We start from the raw sequence: 17,758 nt of genomic DNA on the forward strand, positions 1-17,758 counted from the left end.
CCGTTGGTTGGACCACGTAGGTAAAGCCACTGGCCAGGCTTCCGCTCTGCGAGCCCACGCTATTGGTCACGGTCACTGTCGACGCTCCGGCGCTGCCTGCGGGCGTGGTCGCGGTGATGGTCGTGCTGTTGACCACCACTACGTTCGTTGCGGCCGCTGTGCCGAACTTCACCGCTGCTCCCGTCGCGAAGTTCGTTCCCGTGATGGTCACAGCGGTGCCGCCCGAGTTTGAACCGCTGTTCGGACTCACGCTGCTCACTGTTGGCTGGCCTACATAAGTAAACGCAGCAGGCAGGCTGCCGCTCTGGCCGCCGCTATTGGCCACCGTCACGGTTGCTGTTCCAGCGCTGCCCGCCGGTGTCGTCGCGGTGATGGTCGTGCTGTTCACCACCACCACGTTCGTCGCAGCCGAGCCGCCGAACGTTACAGTTGCTCCCACGGCGAAATCCAGTCCGGTAATCGTCACAGCTGTACCGCCTGCCGATGGACCGGTACTCGGAGTTATGCCGCTCAGAAAGGGCACGTTACTAGCAGCTGCGGCCCGGAACGTGACAGTCTGCATAACCCAATTGCCAGATGCATTCAAAGGCGCCCAAGAGTGATAACTGCCAGGCACGTTTACGAGACGATCTGCAGCGAGATCTGAATCCGGGGAGGTGATGGTTCTGATCGTGAAGGGCGCGCCGGCCATGATGGTGGTGTTGCTGCTCACCGTATCGGCCCCCAGAATCAACTCATTCGCGGCATTTGTCGCAACCAAACCGCTGTCAGCAATGTTGCTGTTTCCGCTGGCTCCAGCAGAGACATCCAGCGGGTTCGAAGTAGATACTCCGCTGTATTCAAGAATGCGTACATCGGGCTTCGTTGCCGCTTCATTGAAGGTGACCGTCACCGCATTGGAGCTGCTGCCGACGATGTTCTTGGCGTAGTAGATCGATTGGCTCAGACCTATGCCTGTAACCGGGCCACTCGCCAAGGCATAGGTATTTCCCGCGGAATCGGTGACGGACTGCACAGCGGCGACAGTATCGTTCCAGCCTACGATTACAACATTCAGATCGTCGGCTGTTTGCGCTGAAGTATAGGCCACGGGGACCGACTCCGTGGTGGACTGGGGGGTGGCAGATGCCACCTGAACGAACTGAATGCCCTGGGGGACCGGCGGATTCAGGCCGTAAACCTGTAACTGACCGGAAAATGAAGCCACGTACACTTTTCCATTCGCAATCGTAGGCGGATTGAACTTAGCGTAACTGCCCACGTTGTCGCGGGTCGCATTTTGTGTGCTGTCCCACAACTCCGTCGCTAGATTTGTTGCATCGAAGGCTCTTAGTACGCCGGGAACGGGAACGCCGGTGGCTCTTCCCAGGAGCGACGCTGTCGACCACACGATGCCCGAACCAGTCTGGCTTTGGTTAGCCGAAAGAGAGAGCGCCGCCGCATTTGAGAATCCCGCAGAGTTCTGGATCGTACTTTCGGAAATGGGAGTTGTATTAAATAAGGATCCGGTGAACTGGTAAGCTTTCAAAAAATCGTTCGGTCCCCAGATATATATGACAGGTCCGTTGTTAGGGCTATCCCAATAAATTGGGGAGCTGAAAAAGGGTCCAGTGGTTGCCGTGAACTCCTGAACATCATTGTCAACGCTGGCATTGAAGTGCCCCATGTCAGCGGAGTTAACTACGCGAAGAATCGCATCCTTTCCAATTCCCACCAGCAGAGAAGTTCCAGGCATCAGCATGGGACCGCCAGCACCCAGATCGGTATTATCCGCATTCAATGTCGCTTGGTTGGACGGAGTGAAATAATCGGACACAGCTAAAGATGGTCCGCTAAACTTCACAAAGGCGTCGCCGTAGTCGATACCGCCGGCGACATTTGCAGTGAAGTCGCCATTGCCAGTCATCGTATAGACGTTACCTGCGGCGTCGGCAACCAAGCCCTGCCCGCAAGACCAGATACCTCCGTCATCTCCGTTCGGCGTGACATTAAATATTGCTTCTTGCTGCAGAGTGGTGGCGTTGTAGCTCATCACCCACCCGTGCCAGACACCAATGTCCCCCACCGAACCGAAGGCAAGATAGAGAACACCATTATCAAGAAGCAATGACGGCCTCTGATGATGATAGGTCGGATCGAATGTGACCACGCCGCCTTGGTTGGCTGTACCGGTTCCATTTACCTGCCCTACAATCTCGACCGGGCCTCCAAGCTCTTCGGTTCCAGTCGTCAGGTCCAATGCATGAATGTAATCGTGATAAGTACCATTATTGGTGTTCTTGGTTCTGGTCACTACATAGATAATTCCCGCGACAGGGTCGATCGCAGGAGTGCTGGTAATTCCGATCTCAGGGCTGATGTCGTAGTAAGGGCAATCAGCGGGATTGGTGTCGTTCGTGATGATGCAGATATCCTGCATGGGAACGGGCGTGCCTAGGTTCACTTGCCATAAGGGAGCCGGTTCGTTGGGGTTGTCGGCGTCAAATGCATAGACGCTATTGTGCTCGGTGGCTACAAAGACGACATTGTGGATTGCACCTTGAATGGTGAGTCCTGGAACATATAAAGGCTGGGTATAGATGAAACCATCAACTGTGCGCCAGAACAGCTTTCCGAAACTATTCTGATTCACATTCGCCGTGTCCAGGATGGTCTCATTCAGATTCTGCCCCGTGCGCGCGTTGTCGTTGTGCTGGGTCAGGACGGAGACTTGGCCCATGCCCAAAAACACGTGAAATAGCACTGAAAGCAGAAGGCAGATCTTAGCGCAGCCAGTAGCATGATGTTTCATTTTTACCATCCAAATCCGGCCCAGTGTTTTCCTGGTATCAAACGTTTCTTGCAAGTCCGCTTCAAAGCTGCGATCAGTCGCCCACGACACGAAATCACTGATCAAGGAAGGTGTGGAATCTAAAAGAAGGTTGAAATCGATTTTTCTTACTTACTGGCGAGACCCTAACGGACCGCGACTTCTCGTGCTGAGTCCTGTGCCATTGCGCCCAGCTGACGGCGATACCAGGCTACTGTGGCCTCAAGACCTTCCTTCAGGGAGGTTTTGGGTTGATACCCTAGCCTGCTCGACAAGAAACTCGTGTCAGCCGCGCGTTCCTGTTCAAACGGACGATCCGGCAGAATGTCAAATGCCGGCTCAACGCCGTTGTCCACGATCTCCACAATCTGCTCTACGATCCCTCGAACGGATGTAAGTATGGTGGTTCCAAGATCGAAAACGTTACCCTCGATACCGGGAATAACTGCTGCTCGCAGCAAACCATCGACGACATCCTCGACATAAATCCAGTCAGCTCTTCGCCGGCCACTGCCGAGCTTTGGACTCTCACCACACAGGAGCTTGCAAATCACAAATGGCACCAACTTCTGCATGTCCTTCTGGTTGGGACCATAAGTCATAAAAATACGAGGCATAACAACCGGAGTTTGAAATAACTGGTAAAACATCCGCCCGTAAATACTGCCTGCCAATTTGGCCGCGGTATAAGGGGAACAAGGAAAGGTGGTGTCATCGATATACTGCGGCTCTTCCGAGGAATTTGCCAGCACAATGCGCTGACATCCTGCCTCGGTTGCGGCCGTCAGAAGATGAACAGTGCTCTCAAGATTGCTGTGGAAGGTGGGTAATACGACATCTAAGTTACGACCCCCGCCAACGTAACTGGCCAGGTGAATTACTATTCGCGGACGAGTGGCCTTTATTACCTGGCGCACTGCGGCGGGATCACCCAGATCGACCTGCCACCACTGAAGATTTTTGCTATCTACACGGTGAGCATCTCGAGAAACCACATGCACGTTGGCATGGCATGCCACGAGTCGCCGGCAGAGATGAGTACCAATGAAGCCGCTGCCGCCAGTCACCAGCACGGAACTACGGGCAATCCGATCCATCAATTCGAAGGTGTCAGGCAATTTGGCTCCGTGTCATACAGTGTCTCTGTTATCTGCGCATTTTCGTCATTCCTCATTGACTGGGCAGGCGGAATGGATCCCACTTGAAACACCGATGCGTATCGGATTTTCCAATCCGCTCTCCTTTTATTCAGAGGCTCCAGGCCGCCATAATGACAGGGCCAGCACACTTTACAACTGGAGTCACCATCATGAATCTCCTCGAGCAGCTCCTGTACAGGTTGCCACTTCAAATCGCGCGCGACTTTTACACGAACATCGAGGTCGATTCCGGAGACAAAAAGATGCCCACCTGGATTTATCATTCGAGCAATGTTGCGTAAACAGTTTTCGGCTTCGAATGGATCCATATGGCAGATAAAATTGTTCGCTACGACGATGTCTTGAGGACCGAGAATATCAAGCATTTCCGGCTCCCCGGCATCGCCGACATGCCAGGTGATCCCGTCTTTGATCCACGGTTTGACTGACACAACGTCTCCGTTCTGGAGGAATAGTTCATCCATCTCCGCAGCATGGACGCGGTCAAAAATATCCGTATTGGTCAATTCCGGACGCGTTCGTGAGTAGACTCCCTGTTCCGCAAATTCCACGGCCTGCCTGGAGATATCTACAGCATGCAGGATAAGCTTCAAATCTGGCCGCGCAGACCGTATCGTCCACGCCACGGAATAGGCCGCGGCGCCGGTGCTGCAGGCAAGAACAGCGACTCGCAACGTCTCTCCTTTGCCCTTCGTTTCAAGCAGGCGCCGAATCTGTTCTAGCTCTGGCCTATTGCGCAGAAAGTAGGTGCTAAGGGCCTGTGCCCGAACCCTATGCATCCGCGCCAAAGTATTCACAAGTGCGCCGTACGAGAGCATCGGCCGCAGTCCGGCGAGTGACGACGGTAGACGACGCCACAATCGCTCATTCAGCCGAAGAAAAAAACTGGTCGGCGACTTGCCTAGAATTTTGGCCCGCACTAACTTTGTCGTCCACGAACTGTGATCGACTCCGTAAGGCCCTTCCCGAACAAGTACATCCGGATTCCATCGGGTATGCGTGTCGTTGCCGCTGAACCAGCGCGGCTTGGAAAGAATAAGCAGTGTCATCTTTCCCGAATAGCAGTATTCAACTTGTGGAGGCACCTCTACAAGCACGCCGGGGATGACGTCATACTTGCGATTGTCGATCGTGAAATATCCGCTACCGGCGAGAACATAGTAAGTGCGCGCGATCTTTCTGCTCACCATGAAAGTATCGTGACCCTTTTCAACCTCGACGTAATAGATTTCGAGATCTTTTTGATTCAGTGGGCCGAACGAATACCCCAATAGACCTTTCCCGGTAAATGTGGCTGAAGTTGGACGCGTGTATGTGTACGGCGTTGACTCGTTGCTCGGTGCGTTTCGCATAACATCGCTTTCTTCGGCCGGGTGAATGGGCCTGTATGAAATCAGGACTTGTAGATAGCCGAGCGGTTCTGATTGCTGCTCTCGCCTGGAAAGTATTTCTCGAACTAGCTGACCAGGCTTCCCTCTTCGACGGGAGAAGACTTTTTCAGCCCGCGGAAAAGATTCCAGTAAAGGGACCTCTGGCCTGGCACGAATAACAGCATCCCCGCGTAGGTGGCGAGGAGAAGGATGCACTCAAGCACCAATCGCGTCAAAGGAGAGAGTAATTGGCCGATAGCTAACCGCGCGCCGAAGGAGACGCATCCGGCCACAATGGCGGACGCAAGCGGACCGGTCACCGCAAGCAAAATATCCCGGAGGGTAATGACCGTGCCTCGAACGCACCATGCGATGAGTGGGATGGCCCAAAGCGCCATCACACCTGAATATGCGAAGGCCACACCTTTCGGTCCATAGGGTAATCCCATCACGTAGCCTGCAATCATCACAGGCGCGAAGACCAAAGCAATTCTCAAACCACGCGTGACCATCCCTAATGAAGTGAGCAGCCATCCCAATGGGTTGATCACGGCGAAAATTACAATTGTGGGAGCCAGCAGTCGAAAAATTGGAATCGCATCTTTCCATTTTGGCCCAAGAACAACGAGGATCAAGTCGTCGGCAAAGAGAGCGCAAGCCATCGTGATCGGCAGGGTCATGCCTACAACCAAAGAGTAACCCTTAAGAAAGTAGCTCTTGAAACGGCCCGGATCATCCTGGACTCGTGACAACGCCGAAAACGCGACCTCGCCCACGGCTGAATTTAGATTATCCGTTGGGATGTTGATGAGCTGGTATGCCCTTCCATAGATCCCGATTGCGCCGGCGCCCCAGAAACGTCCTATGAGTATTTTTTCGGAGTTATAAGCTAGATATGCGACCAAGCCATTCAGCGTGAGTGTGCCACCAAAGCGCAACATGGAGCGAATCCCGGTCTGTTTGCGGGGAATGCCTGGAAGCCAACCTGTAATTATCCAAAAAAGAATAGTTGCGGTAAGCGGAAGAGAGACTGTCATTGCAACGAGGGACCAATAACCGTAACCTGCCTTCGCACCGCCAATACCAATTGCGGTACTCAGAATCAGGGAGACTACGCCGATCACGGCCAAAGCGGTAAAACGCATTTGGCGTTGAAGAAGTACGGAATGTTGTATGCCGGCTGCATTGAAAACAAAACCTAGCGCCAGGACAGCCGTTACAGCAAGCAGTCTCGGCTCGTGATAAAAAGCAGCGATCGCCGGCGCTGCCGCTGCAGTCAAAACTGCAAGAATTGCTCCGACAAGAATGTTGATCCAGAAGAGCGTTGAGATCTGCTCGTCGGTGACGTCTATTCGCTGAACTGCGGCCGCGGATAATCCGAAATCACGGAAGAGCGTCAAAATTCCCGTGAAGGCAGTGACCATGCCCACCAAGCCGAAGTCTTTCGGTCCTAAAAGCCGAGCCAGAATCATGAGCGAGCCCAAGCGAAGAGCAAAATTCGCTGCCTGAGCACTGAGCCTCGCAATACCTCCGCGGATTGTCTTCTCTTTCAGATTTTTCATGGACGTTCTTGAGGTATGGCGGGATTTCAACTGATTGGGTTCTGCTGCTCTTACTCACATCACCAGCTTGCGGCAATAAAACGCCTCTGCATAACCGCTGGAGGAATTGCACTCCATCCCCCGCAGCCTCATGAGAGAAAGAAATGTCTCCGGCTGAAACCATCGCTTCTGACGCTGTGACTGAAAGGCTTCCATAAGAAAACTGACTTTTTTATGGCAGGTTTCCATCTCCAAAGGCACAAACACACTCGGTTGTCCCATGTCGCCGTCATATTTTGGAATTTCATACTCCAAAATCAAATGATCTCGAAATGTGTTCCAAGTCAGTTCCGCGATAAGTCGATGGTCTTGATGCGCATCCTTTCGATTGTGCGTGAAGACGAGACCTGGTGAGATTTTCTGTTTCAACTCTTCAAACACTGACTTCACTTCGGCGCCCACATACGGCATAAACCCGTCGGGGAAACTTTTCAGCAAAGGACCTTTCAACTGCGCCGTAGGGACGAACAATTCCGCGGCATGTTTTGCCTCGGATTCACGAGTTCCAAGAGCGCTGAACACCACCCAATGAAACTCACAATCCGGATATTTCTTGGCAAGGCGAAGAATCGATCCTCCGCAACCAATCTCGATATCATCTGAGTGACATCCCAGACACAATATTTGCAGCGGCCTACTCTTTTCGGCCTCCAGGTTCAACTGAATCATAGGCCGGCCGCTACCAACTCCAAGCGATTTGAGTGACCGTTGGTGTTTCTGTTCCAGACCTTCCACGGCGCAGTACTGACATTTAACTCCTCAAGACGTTGCTTGTCTTTGAAGGTGTCCATGCATTGCCAGAAGCCGCTGTACTTGTAGGCCAGTAAAGCCTGTTTGTCGATCAGACGCTGAAATGGCTCGCGCACGAGCTCTTCGCCCTGTTCAATGTGACTGAAAACCTCGTTCCGCATGACAAAAAAACCACCGTTGATCCACATATCGGTGCTGGTAAGCGGACAAATTTCTTTCACCATTCCTTCAACACCAGTGTGAACGATGTCGAAGCTTCCGGGCGGCTGCACCAGCAGTAAAGAAGCGATGGCGCCGCTGCGTTCGAAGGTATCGATCATGGCGGGAAGTTGGACATCACTCAATCCATCCCCATAGTTCGCGAGAAATACTTCCTCGCCCCGAACATAGGGCTCTATTGCCCTGAAACGTTGGCCTATGTTGGCATTAGCGCCTGTCTCCACAAAGGTGATTGTCCAGTCATCAATATCGCGATTTAAAAACTTTACATTTCTTCCGCCTTGAGACCAGACAAAATCGTTGGACACCGACTCGTCGTAATGTAGGAAATAGTCCTTAATAACGTTGCCCTTATATCCGAGGCAGATAATGAAGTCCTTATGGCCAAAGTGCGCGTAGTACTTCATAAGGTGCCAGAGGATCGGCCGTGTGCCTATCGTCACCATAGGCTTGGGGACATCGTCTGAATATCCGCGGAGCCGCATGCCGGATCCGCCGCAAAACAAAACTACTTTCATAGCAACCCTCCTCTCAGCAAATCGTCACTTTGGGAATCGGCACGACAAAGCTGCCTCCCCACTCTCGAATGAACTCCAGTTGCTTTATGATTTCGTCCTTTAAATTCCAGGGCAGAATCACTACATACTCAGGCTTGGTCTCACGAATTCGGTCTGGATGGTGGATCGGAATGTGTGTGCCAGGCAGGAAGCGTCCTTGCTTATAAGGGCTTCGATCAACTGTGTACTCAATTAGATCTCTTCCGATTCCGCAATAATGCAGCAGCGTTGCGCTCTTGCCCGGCGCCCCGTAGCCTGCCACGGACTTTCCCTCGCGAGCCGCTTTGACTAAGAAATCTACTAACGCCAGCTTGGTATCCTTCACCTCGCGGGCAAACCTCTCATAACCACCTACCGAATCGAGGCCAGCTTTTTCCTCGTCCTCAATCACGCGCGCCACATTTGGCGCCGTAGGATGGTTATTCGAACCCGCGCGACACGCGAACACACGCAGGGAGCCACCGTGCGATGGCAGCTCCTCCACGTCAAATACCTTGAGGCCGTGAGCCTCCATGATCCGAACCGTGGTCAGCATGGAGAAATAGGAGAAATGTTCGTGATAAATGGTGTCGAACTCGTTCTTCTCGATCAGTTTCAACAGATGGGGAAATTCGAGCGTGAGCACACCTTCCGGCTTCAGGAGAACCTTCAATCCTTCTACGAAATCATTCAGATCCGGAACCTGTGCGAGAACATTGTTGCCGAGAACCAGGTCGGCGCTCTGCTCCTCTCTCACTAACTCTTCAGCCAGGCGCGTCCCAAAAAAACTCACGAGCGTGGGAACACCCTTCTCTACAGCTACTTTGGCCACGTTCGCGGCGGGCTCAATGCCCAGCACCGGTATGTTATGTTGAACGAAATATTGCAGGAGGTATCCGTCGTTGCTCGCTACCTCGACTACAAAGCTGTCTTCGCCCAAACCGAAGCGAGATCTCATATTCTCGCAATAGCTCTTTGCATGCCTAAGCCAGGAATCTGAATATGACGAGAAGTATGCGTAATCGCTGAAGATGTTTTCCGCCCGTTCGTATTCCTCCAACTGTACGAGAAAACACGTATCGCACACATAAACGTGGAGCGGGTAGTAGGTCTCGCCGTGATTCAATTCAGTCCGGGACGGATATGTTTCGCAGAGGGGAGACATACCCAAATCCACGAATGTGTGTTGTACATTGGCGCCGCAAAAGCGGCAGCGCTTGACGCTGACTGCATCTTGTTTAGTTTCCGCAGGTAATGTGATTGTGGCCATAGATAGTGTCCGTTTTCTCGTAAGATGCTGGTGGAAATTTAGGCGACAACTGCTGTCTGAACATGCTCGGTGGTCCACTGCAGCCAGCTATCCAGCAGATTTTCGCTCATCAATCTCTGTATCTGCGCGATCCGCGTGTAGCGGCCCGTTTTGAGGTCTACAAGAGAGAGCTTCGCGGCGCGATATGCTTCATAGAGCTCCTGGGCGCCTTTGAGAGCCGTCCACTGGGGTCGAAACCCAGGCACCATGCGAGCAATCTTGTCAAAGCAAGCCCGGTAGCAACGCAGATCTGGACTGCCGCCAGGGGCATATTCTACGCGGCAATCCGGAACCACTTTGGCAACAATATCCGCGAGTTCGCTGATGCGAAAGTTCTCTTCATTCCTGCCGACGTTAAAGGTTTGGTTATGAATCGTCTCGAGTGGTGCATCAAGTACCGCGACAACGGCCGCGCTAATGTCACGGATATGAACTATAGGACGCCAGGGAGTACCATCGCTTTTGATGTAAATTCGTCCTGTCGTATAAGCCGATGCGACCAGGTCATTCAACACGATATCGAGCCGCAGTCTCGCTGACACGCCGTACGCAGTAGCGTTACGCAGATAAGTCGGCGAAAAATTGTCGTCAGCGATCGATGCGATGTCCCGCTCGGCAAAGACCTTCGATTCTCCGTACGGAGTGACAGGATGCAGGTCGGAGGTTTCATCCAAAAAATCATCGCCTGCGGCCCCATATGTACTGCAAGAGGACGAGAAAACAAAACGCGAGACTCCGGCGTCTTTCGCGAGTCTGGCCAATTGCACCGAGGCTAGGTGATTGATGTCGTAAGTGAGTTGAGCATTGAGATTTCCCAACGGGTCATTCGACAGCGCAGCCAAATGTACGACCGCATCGAAGCCCTCCAGATCAGAGCGCCGCAGATCACGGATATCTTTGCGAACCTCTGGAATCTTTTGTGAGTCGGTCCCAAAATCACAACCGTCATATAGGTCGGTGTCAAGGCCAACCACCTGATGCCCAGCGGCGAGCAATATGGGCCCGGCGACGGCACCGATATATCCTTTATGGCCAGTCAGTAATACTCTCATAGATTTCCTCTTTAAAATTGGTCGATAGGGCAAACAGATATATTTTCTTGCGAACGTTTCAACACGCATCTAGTCGCGAATAAACGTTCCCGTGGGAAGAAATGATCGGTAGTGCGATGACAACATGGACTGGGAATGACGGATTGCTTTGCGGCTCTTACCAGCTCTAACGCGCTATTCCAAAAACTGTGATCTCAACTTATGCCGTTCTATGGAAGCGGAGACAGCAGGCCGGCTTCACTTAATACCTGTGCGGAGTCACGTATGGCCGAGAATGCAATGCCGGACCGCTCTGCAATATCCAGCAGTGAATGCTCTCCATCAGACAGATTGAGTGTCCAGAGCTTGGCATTAATCTCTGTACTGATCGAATTTCCACCCGTAGACCTATAAAGATTTCGCTTTCCGAGCTGCGGTTCGCAGTAGGGATTCTGATTGATGTACCTGCCATTGTTCTCTAGAACATCCACAATCGCCAAGCATGCATGAAGGGAGCCAGCCAATGATTCTGGCTGAATGAAATCGAGGTTATCAGCAGAGGTGTGATATTCAGGAAAGGTTCCCCAGACGCTTCTCATCAGGCAGCCCACGGGAAGATTGAAGCCAGGCGAGCAGTACTGCCGCTCGTCATAGCCGTAGGGCGAGAACTCTAGAATCTCGGAAGGCTCAGCACTATCTCTAAGCACGCATGCTACAGCGCGATCGATCTCGGCATTTCCTTGACGGCTCTTCTTATAGTGGAATCCACCTGCGTCTCCTACACACGTCAGTACGAGACCATGGCGGATTCGTCTTACATCCTCACGATTTTGTGCAAGCCAAGTGATGGCCCCGATCGTTCCGGGCAGAAACAGAAATCTGTACGAATAGCGGAGATCGCTTCTCGACAATTGCCGAGCCAGAAATGTCGCTACCGCCAGCCCTGAAAGATTGTCATTCGCCAAGGATGGGTGACATGCATGACATGAGATCAAGACCTCTTCTGAAGAGCGCCCGGCCAAATAGCATTCTCCGTATGTCAGATGGCCGTTTTCGAGTGTTGAGTCGATACATACTTCGTAGTCACCATCCCCGAGGGTCAACATCTGATTGTGGGAGAGACAAAATCCCCAATCTTCCTTGTAGTAGGACGTACGATAGGGGATCAACTCGGGATGCTCAGGTATCGTGAAAAGATGCGGACTGATCTCATTGAGAGGCAGCGTTGCGTGGATCGGCGTGCTGTAACTCATCACATGCAAATTGCATTTCTGGAAATCGACGATGCGCTCTCCGCTGGGCCCCTTGATATAAGCATCACGGATGTTCCACTCTTTAGGAACCTGCCAATCGAAGACCGAAATACCTGTGGGCACCTTGTGGATGCATAGAGGAATTCGCTCCTGGATCATTGTCAGCGTCTGACGGATTCCATCGCCCGTTATGCTGCGACAGATTGGGTAGAGATCCGCAGCGAAACGATGCAATTCTTCACCGATCTTACTAACATTTTTGCTATCTGGTTGCTTCAGAGCGCTCACACTGTATAAAAGTTTGGATATGTCTGGTCCCGTTCTGAAATGACTTCGACTGCTTCCGGCCAAGCTATCTGAAAGGCTGGGTCATTCCACCGCGTTCCCCGGGAAGATTCGGGATTGTAGAATTCTGACATCTGATAAACGACCTCGGTCTGATCTTCTAGAGTCAGAAATCCGTGTCCGCATCCCTCCGGCACGTAGATCATTCGATGGTTGCGAGCCGATAAGATCACTGCTATCCATTGCCTGAACGTCGGCGATTTTGGGCGCAGATCGATCACAACGTCGTAAATCGCTCCACTCGTACAGCGTACGATTTTGCTCTCAGCATATGGCTCCGCCTGGAAATGCATCCCTCGCAGAGTCCCTTTGCGGGAATTGAACGAGATGCTGCATTGTACGAGCTTCGGATTGAGGCCGTGAACTTCGATTTCTTTCTCGCACCAGATGCGGGCAAAGAAACCGCGGTCGTCATGGTGGGGCTCGGGTTCAATTTCAAATACCTTTGGCAACTTAGTTTTGTGAAAGAGCATATTTGATCGAGCAGGAAGTTGAGGCGTGATCGATTGCAGACCTCATTGAGGAAGTCTGTTCAGACACTCTGGAACATAACCGTTGATTTCCAATGCCTGAAAAACTAAATCGTATTGCTCATCCAAGTCCCTGCGGCAGGCATCCGTTCTCTGTCGCATCAATGTCTTTAAGCTTTGTTTGTTCTTTTCGAGCTCGCAGAACATACCAATCAGGCTGTCGACATCCAAGCTGTTAATGCTTTGACAGTATTCGGATAATCCCATTTGCCGCATCAACGACACACACTTGTGATGGAACGACATTGATATCACGGGCTTGTTGAGAAGAATCGAAAATAAAATATTGTGAAACCGCGTAACGACGGCGACGTCGGCCTTCGCAAGTTGAGTCAGTAGACTTTCAACGGATGTCACCGCGTTATCAACGAGCCGCCTTTCGTCGTAAGTCTCCGAGCGCTCTCTCAGCAAGGATCGGAGTTCCTGTGTCGCTTGTTCGTCGGCAACATCGCCGATGAGCAATCTAATGTCCCAACCACGGCCGAGCGACCATTGAATAAAGCTCGCCAGCATCTCTAAATAAGCACGATAGACCGCCGACTCATCAACGCTGTATCGTCCCTCGACCAGCATCACGCCGAGAGCAATAACCGGCCGGCCGCCAGTCGGGACTTCGTCCTGTGGCAATAGATCCTCAGGCAGGCCAAACACCAAGTCTGGGTAGACACGGTCACTTCGTCCTGAAAAGCCGCTTGATTTCAGCTGTTGCATCGATGAATTATCGCGGTAAGAGCGGAAGTCGGCGACGGTGAGCGCTCCTTTAATAAGCCACTTTCCTGCTGCTCCAAATATCGGTCCCGCTCCGACGCTTACAAAGGACACGTTGCATCCGCGCAGCTTCGCAGCGATCGTCCATTTGAATAAGTTGTAGGGACCCCATCCGAAGAGGCCATAGGCATCGGTCAGAAGGCCCGTTCCAGGAATAATCAACATATCGGCGCCCCGGAGTGTAGCCATTGCCTTGAACCATCGAAAAGGCTCCCGAGAGATGCGAAGAGCGTGTCTTATTACAAAGGCAATTGTCGGATTGCGAAATTCTCTTTCTCTCTCTGCGGCGGCAGTGATAGATACAGCCGATATGCCATAGGTCGCTGCAACTAATTCGGGCATCGTGCATATGCATGTGATTCTCGCGTTCGGCACGATATCACGAATGCGATAGAGAATTGCTTGAAGCGTGCTCTCGTTCCCAAAGTTGCCTGCGCCAAAATGCCCAAACAAAAAGATCTTTGGCCGTTTGTCTTTGCCTCCGCTTACACTCTGGCTTTCCCAACCTGGATCTTTGCGCGCCATATGTTCGGCTCGTGTGCCGGAAATGCACCCGATTTCTCCTCGGAGTTGAGAATGTGTCCTGCGGCTCGATAGCGGGTGAGATAGGCCACAAGCTCGCTGTATTACACGCGACCAGCTCGAATTTGAAATCAAACGCTGCCCGCGCTTTGGCTGCTCAACCTCTGCTCTGGGGCGTTTCTATTTTTCATCAACTTTTGCATTGTCTCGGGTGGGTTCAGCATGGCTTTGCAGAGTCTTGTGAATATTGCTTTTGCCAAACGAGCCCGACTAAAGCCGACACCTGCGTTTATCAATTGACTCCTGTGATAGTCCCAAAATGCCCCATCGCGGCGCCCCCGTAGAAGGCTCACGCCTAGAAAATTGTAGTACTCAGAAATACGAAGCTCTAAACAAGCTTCAAACTCCTGTTCCGAGAGAAAGCCTCGACCGTGAGCCGCAAGGCAGTGGAGATGGCCGGCGAGCGTGGTATACATGTCGGCCGTGAAGGTGCCTAGCGACACCGAACGCCACCTCTTAAAAGTCAGGATCTGATGGATAAAGCTAAAATCTGTCGCCTTCAGGAGTTCAACTGCGACCTCCATATCGGCATGAAGATTGGCCTCATTGAAGAAGGGATGCCTGCTTCTAACGAGGTCGGAGCGATAAAGGACCGAGGTTGAAGTGCCGAACACGTACAGTTTTTCAAAAAGAAGACGGCGGCAAACATCGCGCCCGGAGAGGAGCCGGCTGGGGTATGGCAGTCCGCCCCATACAACTTCATATTCTTTTATGCCGCGCTCTCCTACCTCCTGCAGACCGTACGCCCCCACAATTCCGACTGTCGGATGCTCCTCAGCAACCGATACCATTTGCTCTAAGCACTCCGGGAAGATCCAATCGTCGGCGAAAACAAACTTGCAATATTTACTGTCGGGCGCGATCTGGAGTAGCGAGTGGTTATGGTTGGCCACAGCCTTTAAAAATTCCTGATTATCAATAACCTTGATTCGCGTATCTTTCGCAGCATAGCTGTGCGCGATTTCCCGTGAACCATCCGTACTGCAGTTGTTGATAATCTTATATTCCCAATTCGAGTATGTTTGAGCCAGAACGCTCTCGATGCATTCAGCGAGATCGCCCGCGTTGTTATATACGGGAGTGATTACGCTAACTAGAGGTTGCGATCTTGATTCCATCGTGGCTCCGTTGTTTCGGCTCATCTATACGATGCGGTGCTGCTCGCCCCGACTGGGGTGGATGGGAACTGGCCATCTAGCAGGGTTCCGCGCTTTTTAACCGAGCCCAAAGGCCTTACGATTTCTATGGTCCTCGCGCGCGCTAGCTGCTTTTCTGGCTAACTCAGGGGCAAACCTGGTCAGGGCCCACTTCACTGCGAGATTTGGGCTCGGGTATAGCCGGGCGGCCCGTGATACCGCTGCACGTGCCTTCTCATTTTGATTTTTCTGCAGGAACCAGTTCGCCCATCCGCTATAGACGGCCGCCAGATCCCGGCGAACGAGTTTCTGAACGGTGCGCGGCAGACGTTCGCGCATATCGAGTCTTTTTTCCATGCGATGTTGAGCCATTCGAAGACGGAAATCCGCGTCATCCCAGTTTTTGCTTGCTCCCACATGCCGATCTTCCCGGATCGTCCGGTCGATCAAAACCATGGGTATATTCACAAATGCCAATTTCGTCTCACAGCCTACGCGAAAAGCAAAATCATCGTCGTCGCCAAAACGAAGCGCCGGATCGAATCCACCTGCGCGACGCGCCAATTCCGTTCGCACCACCAGATTTTGGAGCCACACCGGATGGGTGCCCGTTACGGACTTTATGTTCAGCATGTATTCAAGAGGATCCGAAATCAGACCGATGCTCTCGCGATGCTCTTTACCCGAAAGCTGGAAGAGAGTCATCTTCATGTAAGGGTTGTTCATGAACCAGGCGTCTGTAATGCAGGCACTGCACTCGTTCTTGAATTGTTCCAGCGCACGAAACTGCCATGCCAATTTCTGTGGAAGCCAGATGTCATCGTTGTCGTTGAAGGCGAGCCATTCCCCCCTCGCGAGTTCAATACCCAGGTTGCGCGCAACGTTCGGTCCTTGATTCTCCTGACGGAAATACCGCACACGCTCTCGCCATGTTGGGTTTTCATCGATGTAGGCCGGAAGCAGGTGCGAGGTACCGTCAAATGAACCGTCATCTACCAGAATGACTTCAGAAACCAGCAACGTCTGGGACAACACGCTCTCGACCGAATACTTCAAGAGGTCGAAGCGGTTATAAACCGGTATCACGACAGAGATAGATGGTGTCATTTGCGATGTCTTAAAGAGCCGTTCGCATTACGAGTGACATAAGACGGATTGATGGGCCGCGGGTCTGAAAGGGTCAGACACTCTGGGCGTAAACAGGCGCGGAGAAGGCAGCGGTATCGGCTTCCTCGAACGGAGCGACTTTCGCCGGCGATTTACTCCTGACAGGCCTGTAGACACAGATAATGGCCAGAAGCGAATACCAGGCCAGTTGCATCTGATCGAAGTATCCGATGCCGAAGTACGCTACCACATGAGAAAGGACCGCGGCGCAGAGGCACCATAGGAACCACTCCTGTTTTCGACTACCTTCGGCGAACTTCCTGGCGGTCCCCAGTCGTCCAAAGCTTCGCGAAATGACCAAGATGAACGTCACCAAGGTTGCCAGCCCGCCTGTTACGGCCGCCGCGACATATTGATCCGACAGATCCCACATGTCATTGCCCCAGTTGCTGTAGTCTTTTGCTCCAATGAGCCACCAGTCACTGAAATGCCTTATGCAGTTATCGATGAGGAGATAACGCTGATATCCGGACGAAGAACCAGTCAAGTCCACCCGTGCGATCAGCGACCATACTGGAGCTTTCATTGTCAGATGCAGAGCGACAAGGACCAATAGAAGCCCCAACCGGAAGGCACGCATTCCCTTACGCAGTGGCCAGAAACAAAGGCTCACAATGCCACCGACATAAGCTAAAAGGGGGGTGCTGGAGTTGGATGTAAGGGTCATCAAAGTCGCACCGCAAATACCAACCAAGGCAATGGTTCTGGTTTTGGTTTCGGACCACAACGATATAAAAAGCGGCAGAAGCGTGGCGCCGAAGACACCGGCAGTGATATAGACCTCGAAAGACCCTGTCGAACGCGGCTTACCATCACGTACAACTGCCTCGAACGGAACGCCGCCTAACAGGCCGAAAATATTCCGGCGAGTAATCCGCTCGTTGACCATGCACAATCCGAGAAACAAGGCAACGACGGCGAGGACCTTGATCACTCTCTCCGCATCCTGCTTGTCTCGAACAAGAAATCTCAGAACAAAATATCCGCCCAAAGCGTCGAGAAGATTTCCGGAGCCCTTGATTAGCGCTTGCGTCTCCATCCACTGCAGAGAAAACGTTGCGAAGGTCGAGACCGCGCAGAGCACGAATGCGGCGTCGATATTGTTGAATCCTCCGGCGATTCGCGCGCTTCTTGGCAAATTAGTTTTTGCCATTCGGACTAATCCGAAAATGATGAGAATGCGATAGACAGT

At 52.3% G+C, this 17,758-nt stretch carries 14 protein-coding genes; all 14 read right to left on the bottom strand.

Going from position 1 to position 17,758, the window contains the following annotated elements; all coding sequences use genetic code 11:
• Positions 1 to 2,719 (bottom strand): IPT/TIG domain-containing protein (locus XX99_RS23225; protein ID WP_197081940.1); only part of this gene is annotated, 2,719 nt, incomplete at its 3' end.
• Positions 2,720 to 2,955: 236 nt separating this feature from the next.
• Positions 2,956 to 3,927 (bottom strand): NAD-dependent epimerase/dehydratase family protein, encoded by a 972-nt coding sequence (locus XX99_RS23230; protein WP_197081941.1) that lies wholly within the window; start codon positions 3,925 to 3,927, stop codon positions 2,956 to 2,958.
• Positions 3,906 to 5,240 carry a CheR family methyltransferase gene (locus XX99_RS23235; protein WP_050061817.1) on the bottom strand — a complete coding sequence of 445 codons (1,335 nt, stop codon included), beginning with the start codon at positions 5,238 to 5,240 and terminating at the stop codon, positions 3,906 to 3,908. The genes XX99_RS23230 and XX99_RS23235 overlap by 22 nt, the downstream gene beginning before the upstream one ends.
• A gap of 185 nt (positions 5,241 to 5,425) precedes the next feature.
• Positions 5,426 to 6,901, bottom strand: a complete 1,476-nt coding sequence (locus tag XX99_RS23240) for a lipopolysaccharide biosynthesis protein (RefSeq protein WP_050061818.1) — start codon at positions 6,899 to 6,901, stop codon at positions 5,426 to 5,428.
• Between the two features lie 54 nt (positions 6,902 to 6,955).
• Complete coding sequence (locus tag XX99_RS23245; RefSeq protein ID WP_050061819.1) at positions 6,956 to 7,609, bottom strand: PIG-L deacetylase family protein; 654 nt, start codon at positions 7,607 to 7,609, stop codon at positions 6,956 to 6,958.
• Positions 7,606 to 8,427: a sugar phosphate nucleotidyltransferase gene (locus XX99_RS23250; RefSeq protein ID WP_050061820.1), complete on the bottom strand. Its 822-nt coding sequence runs from the start codon at positions 8,425 to 8,427 to the stop codon at positions 7,606 to 7,608. The genes XX99_RS23245 and XX99_RS23250 overlap by 4 nt, the downstream gene beginning before the upstream one ends.
• 13 nt (positions 8,428 to 8,440) lie before the next feature.
• Positions 8,441 to 9,715, bottom strand: a complete 1,275-nt coding sequence (locus XX99_RS23255) for a class I SAM-dependent methyltransferase (protein ID WP_050061821.1) — start codon at positions 9,713 to 9,715, stop codon at positions 8,441 to 8,443.
• A 38-nt stretch (positions 9,716 to 9,753) separates the two neighbouring features.
• Positions 9,754 to 10,875, bottom strand: coding sequence for an NAD-dependent epimerase/dehydratase family protein (locus XX99_RS23260; protein ID WP_197081942.1), 1,122 nt, complete (start codon positions 10,873 to 10,875; stop codon positions 9,754 to 9,756).
• 140 nt (positions 10,876 to 11,015) lie between these two features.
• Positions 11,016 to 12,326 (bottom strand): DUF4910 domain-containing protein, encoded by a 1,311-nt coding sequence (locus tag XX99_RS23265; RefSeq protein WP_050061823.1) that lies wholly within the window; start codon positions 12,324 to 12,326, stop codon positions 11,016 to 11,018.
• Positions 12,323 to 12,856 (bottom strand): dTDP-4-dehydrorhamnose 3,5-epimerase, encoded by a 534-nt coding sequence (rfbC, locus tag XX99_RS23270; protein ID WP_050061824.1) that lies wholly within the window; start codon positions 12,854 to 12,856, stop codon positions 12,323 to 12,325. The genes XX99_RS23265 and rfbC overlap by 4 nt, the downstream gene beginning before the upstream one ends.
• 42 nt (positions 12,857 to 12,898) lie before the next feature.
• A complete protein-coding gene (locus XX99_RS23275; RefSeq protein ID WP_050061825.1) occupies positions 12,899 to 14,206 on the bottom strand; it encodes a polysaccharide pyruvyl transferase family protein in 1,308 nt (435 codons plus the stop codon).
• Between the two features lie 128 nt (positions 14,207 to 14,334).
• Positions 14,335 to 15,381 (bottom strand): glycosyltransferase family 2 protein, encoded by a 1,047-nt coding sequence (locus tag XX99_RS23280; RefSeq protein ID WP_050061826.1) that lies wholly within the window; start codon positions 15,379 to 15,381, stop codon positions 14,335 to 14,337.
• Between the two features lie 96 nt (positions 15,382 to 15,477).
• Complete coding sequence (locus XX99_RS23285; protein ID WP_050061827.1) at positions 15,478 to 16,506, bottom strand: glycosyltransferase family 2 protein; 1,029 nt, start codon at positions 16,504 to 16,506, stop codon at positions 15,478 to 15,480.
• A gap of 73 nt (positions 16,507 to 16,579) precedes the next feature.
• Positions 16,580 to 17,605, bottom strand: coding sequence for a hypothetical protein (locus XX99_RS23290; RefSeq protein WP_156186177.1), 1,026 nt, complete (start codon positions 17,603 to 17,605; stop codon positions 16,580 to 16,582).
• Positions 17,606 to 17,758: the final 153 nt, after the last annotated feature.

This window comes from Silvibacterium bohemicum, from assembly GCF_001006305.1.
Classification (GTDB): Bacteria; Acidobacteriota; Terriglobia; order Terriglobales; family Acidobacteriaceae; genus Silvibacterium; species Silvibacterium bohemicum.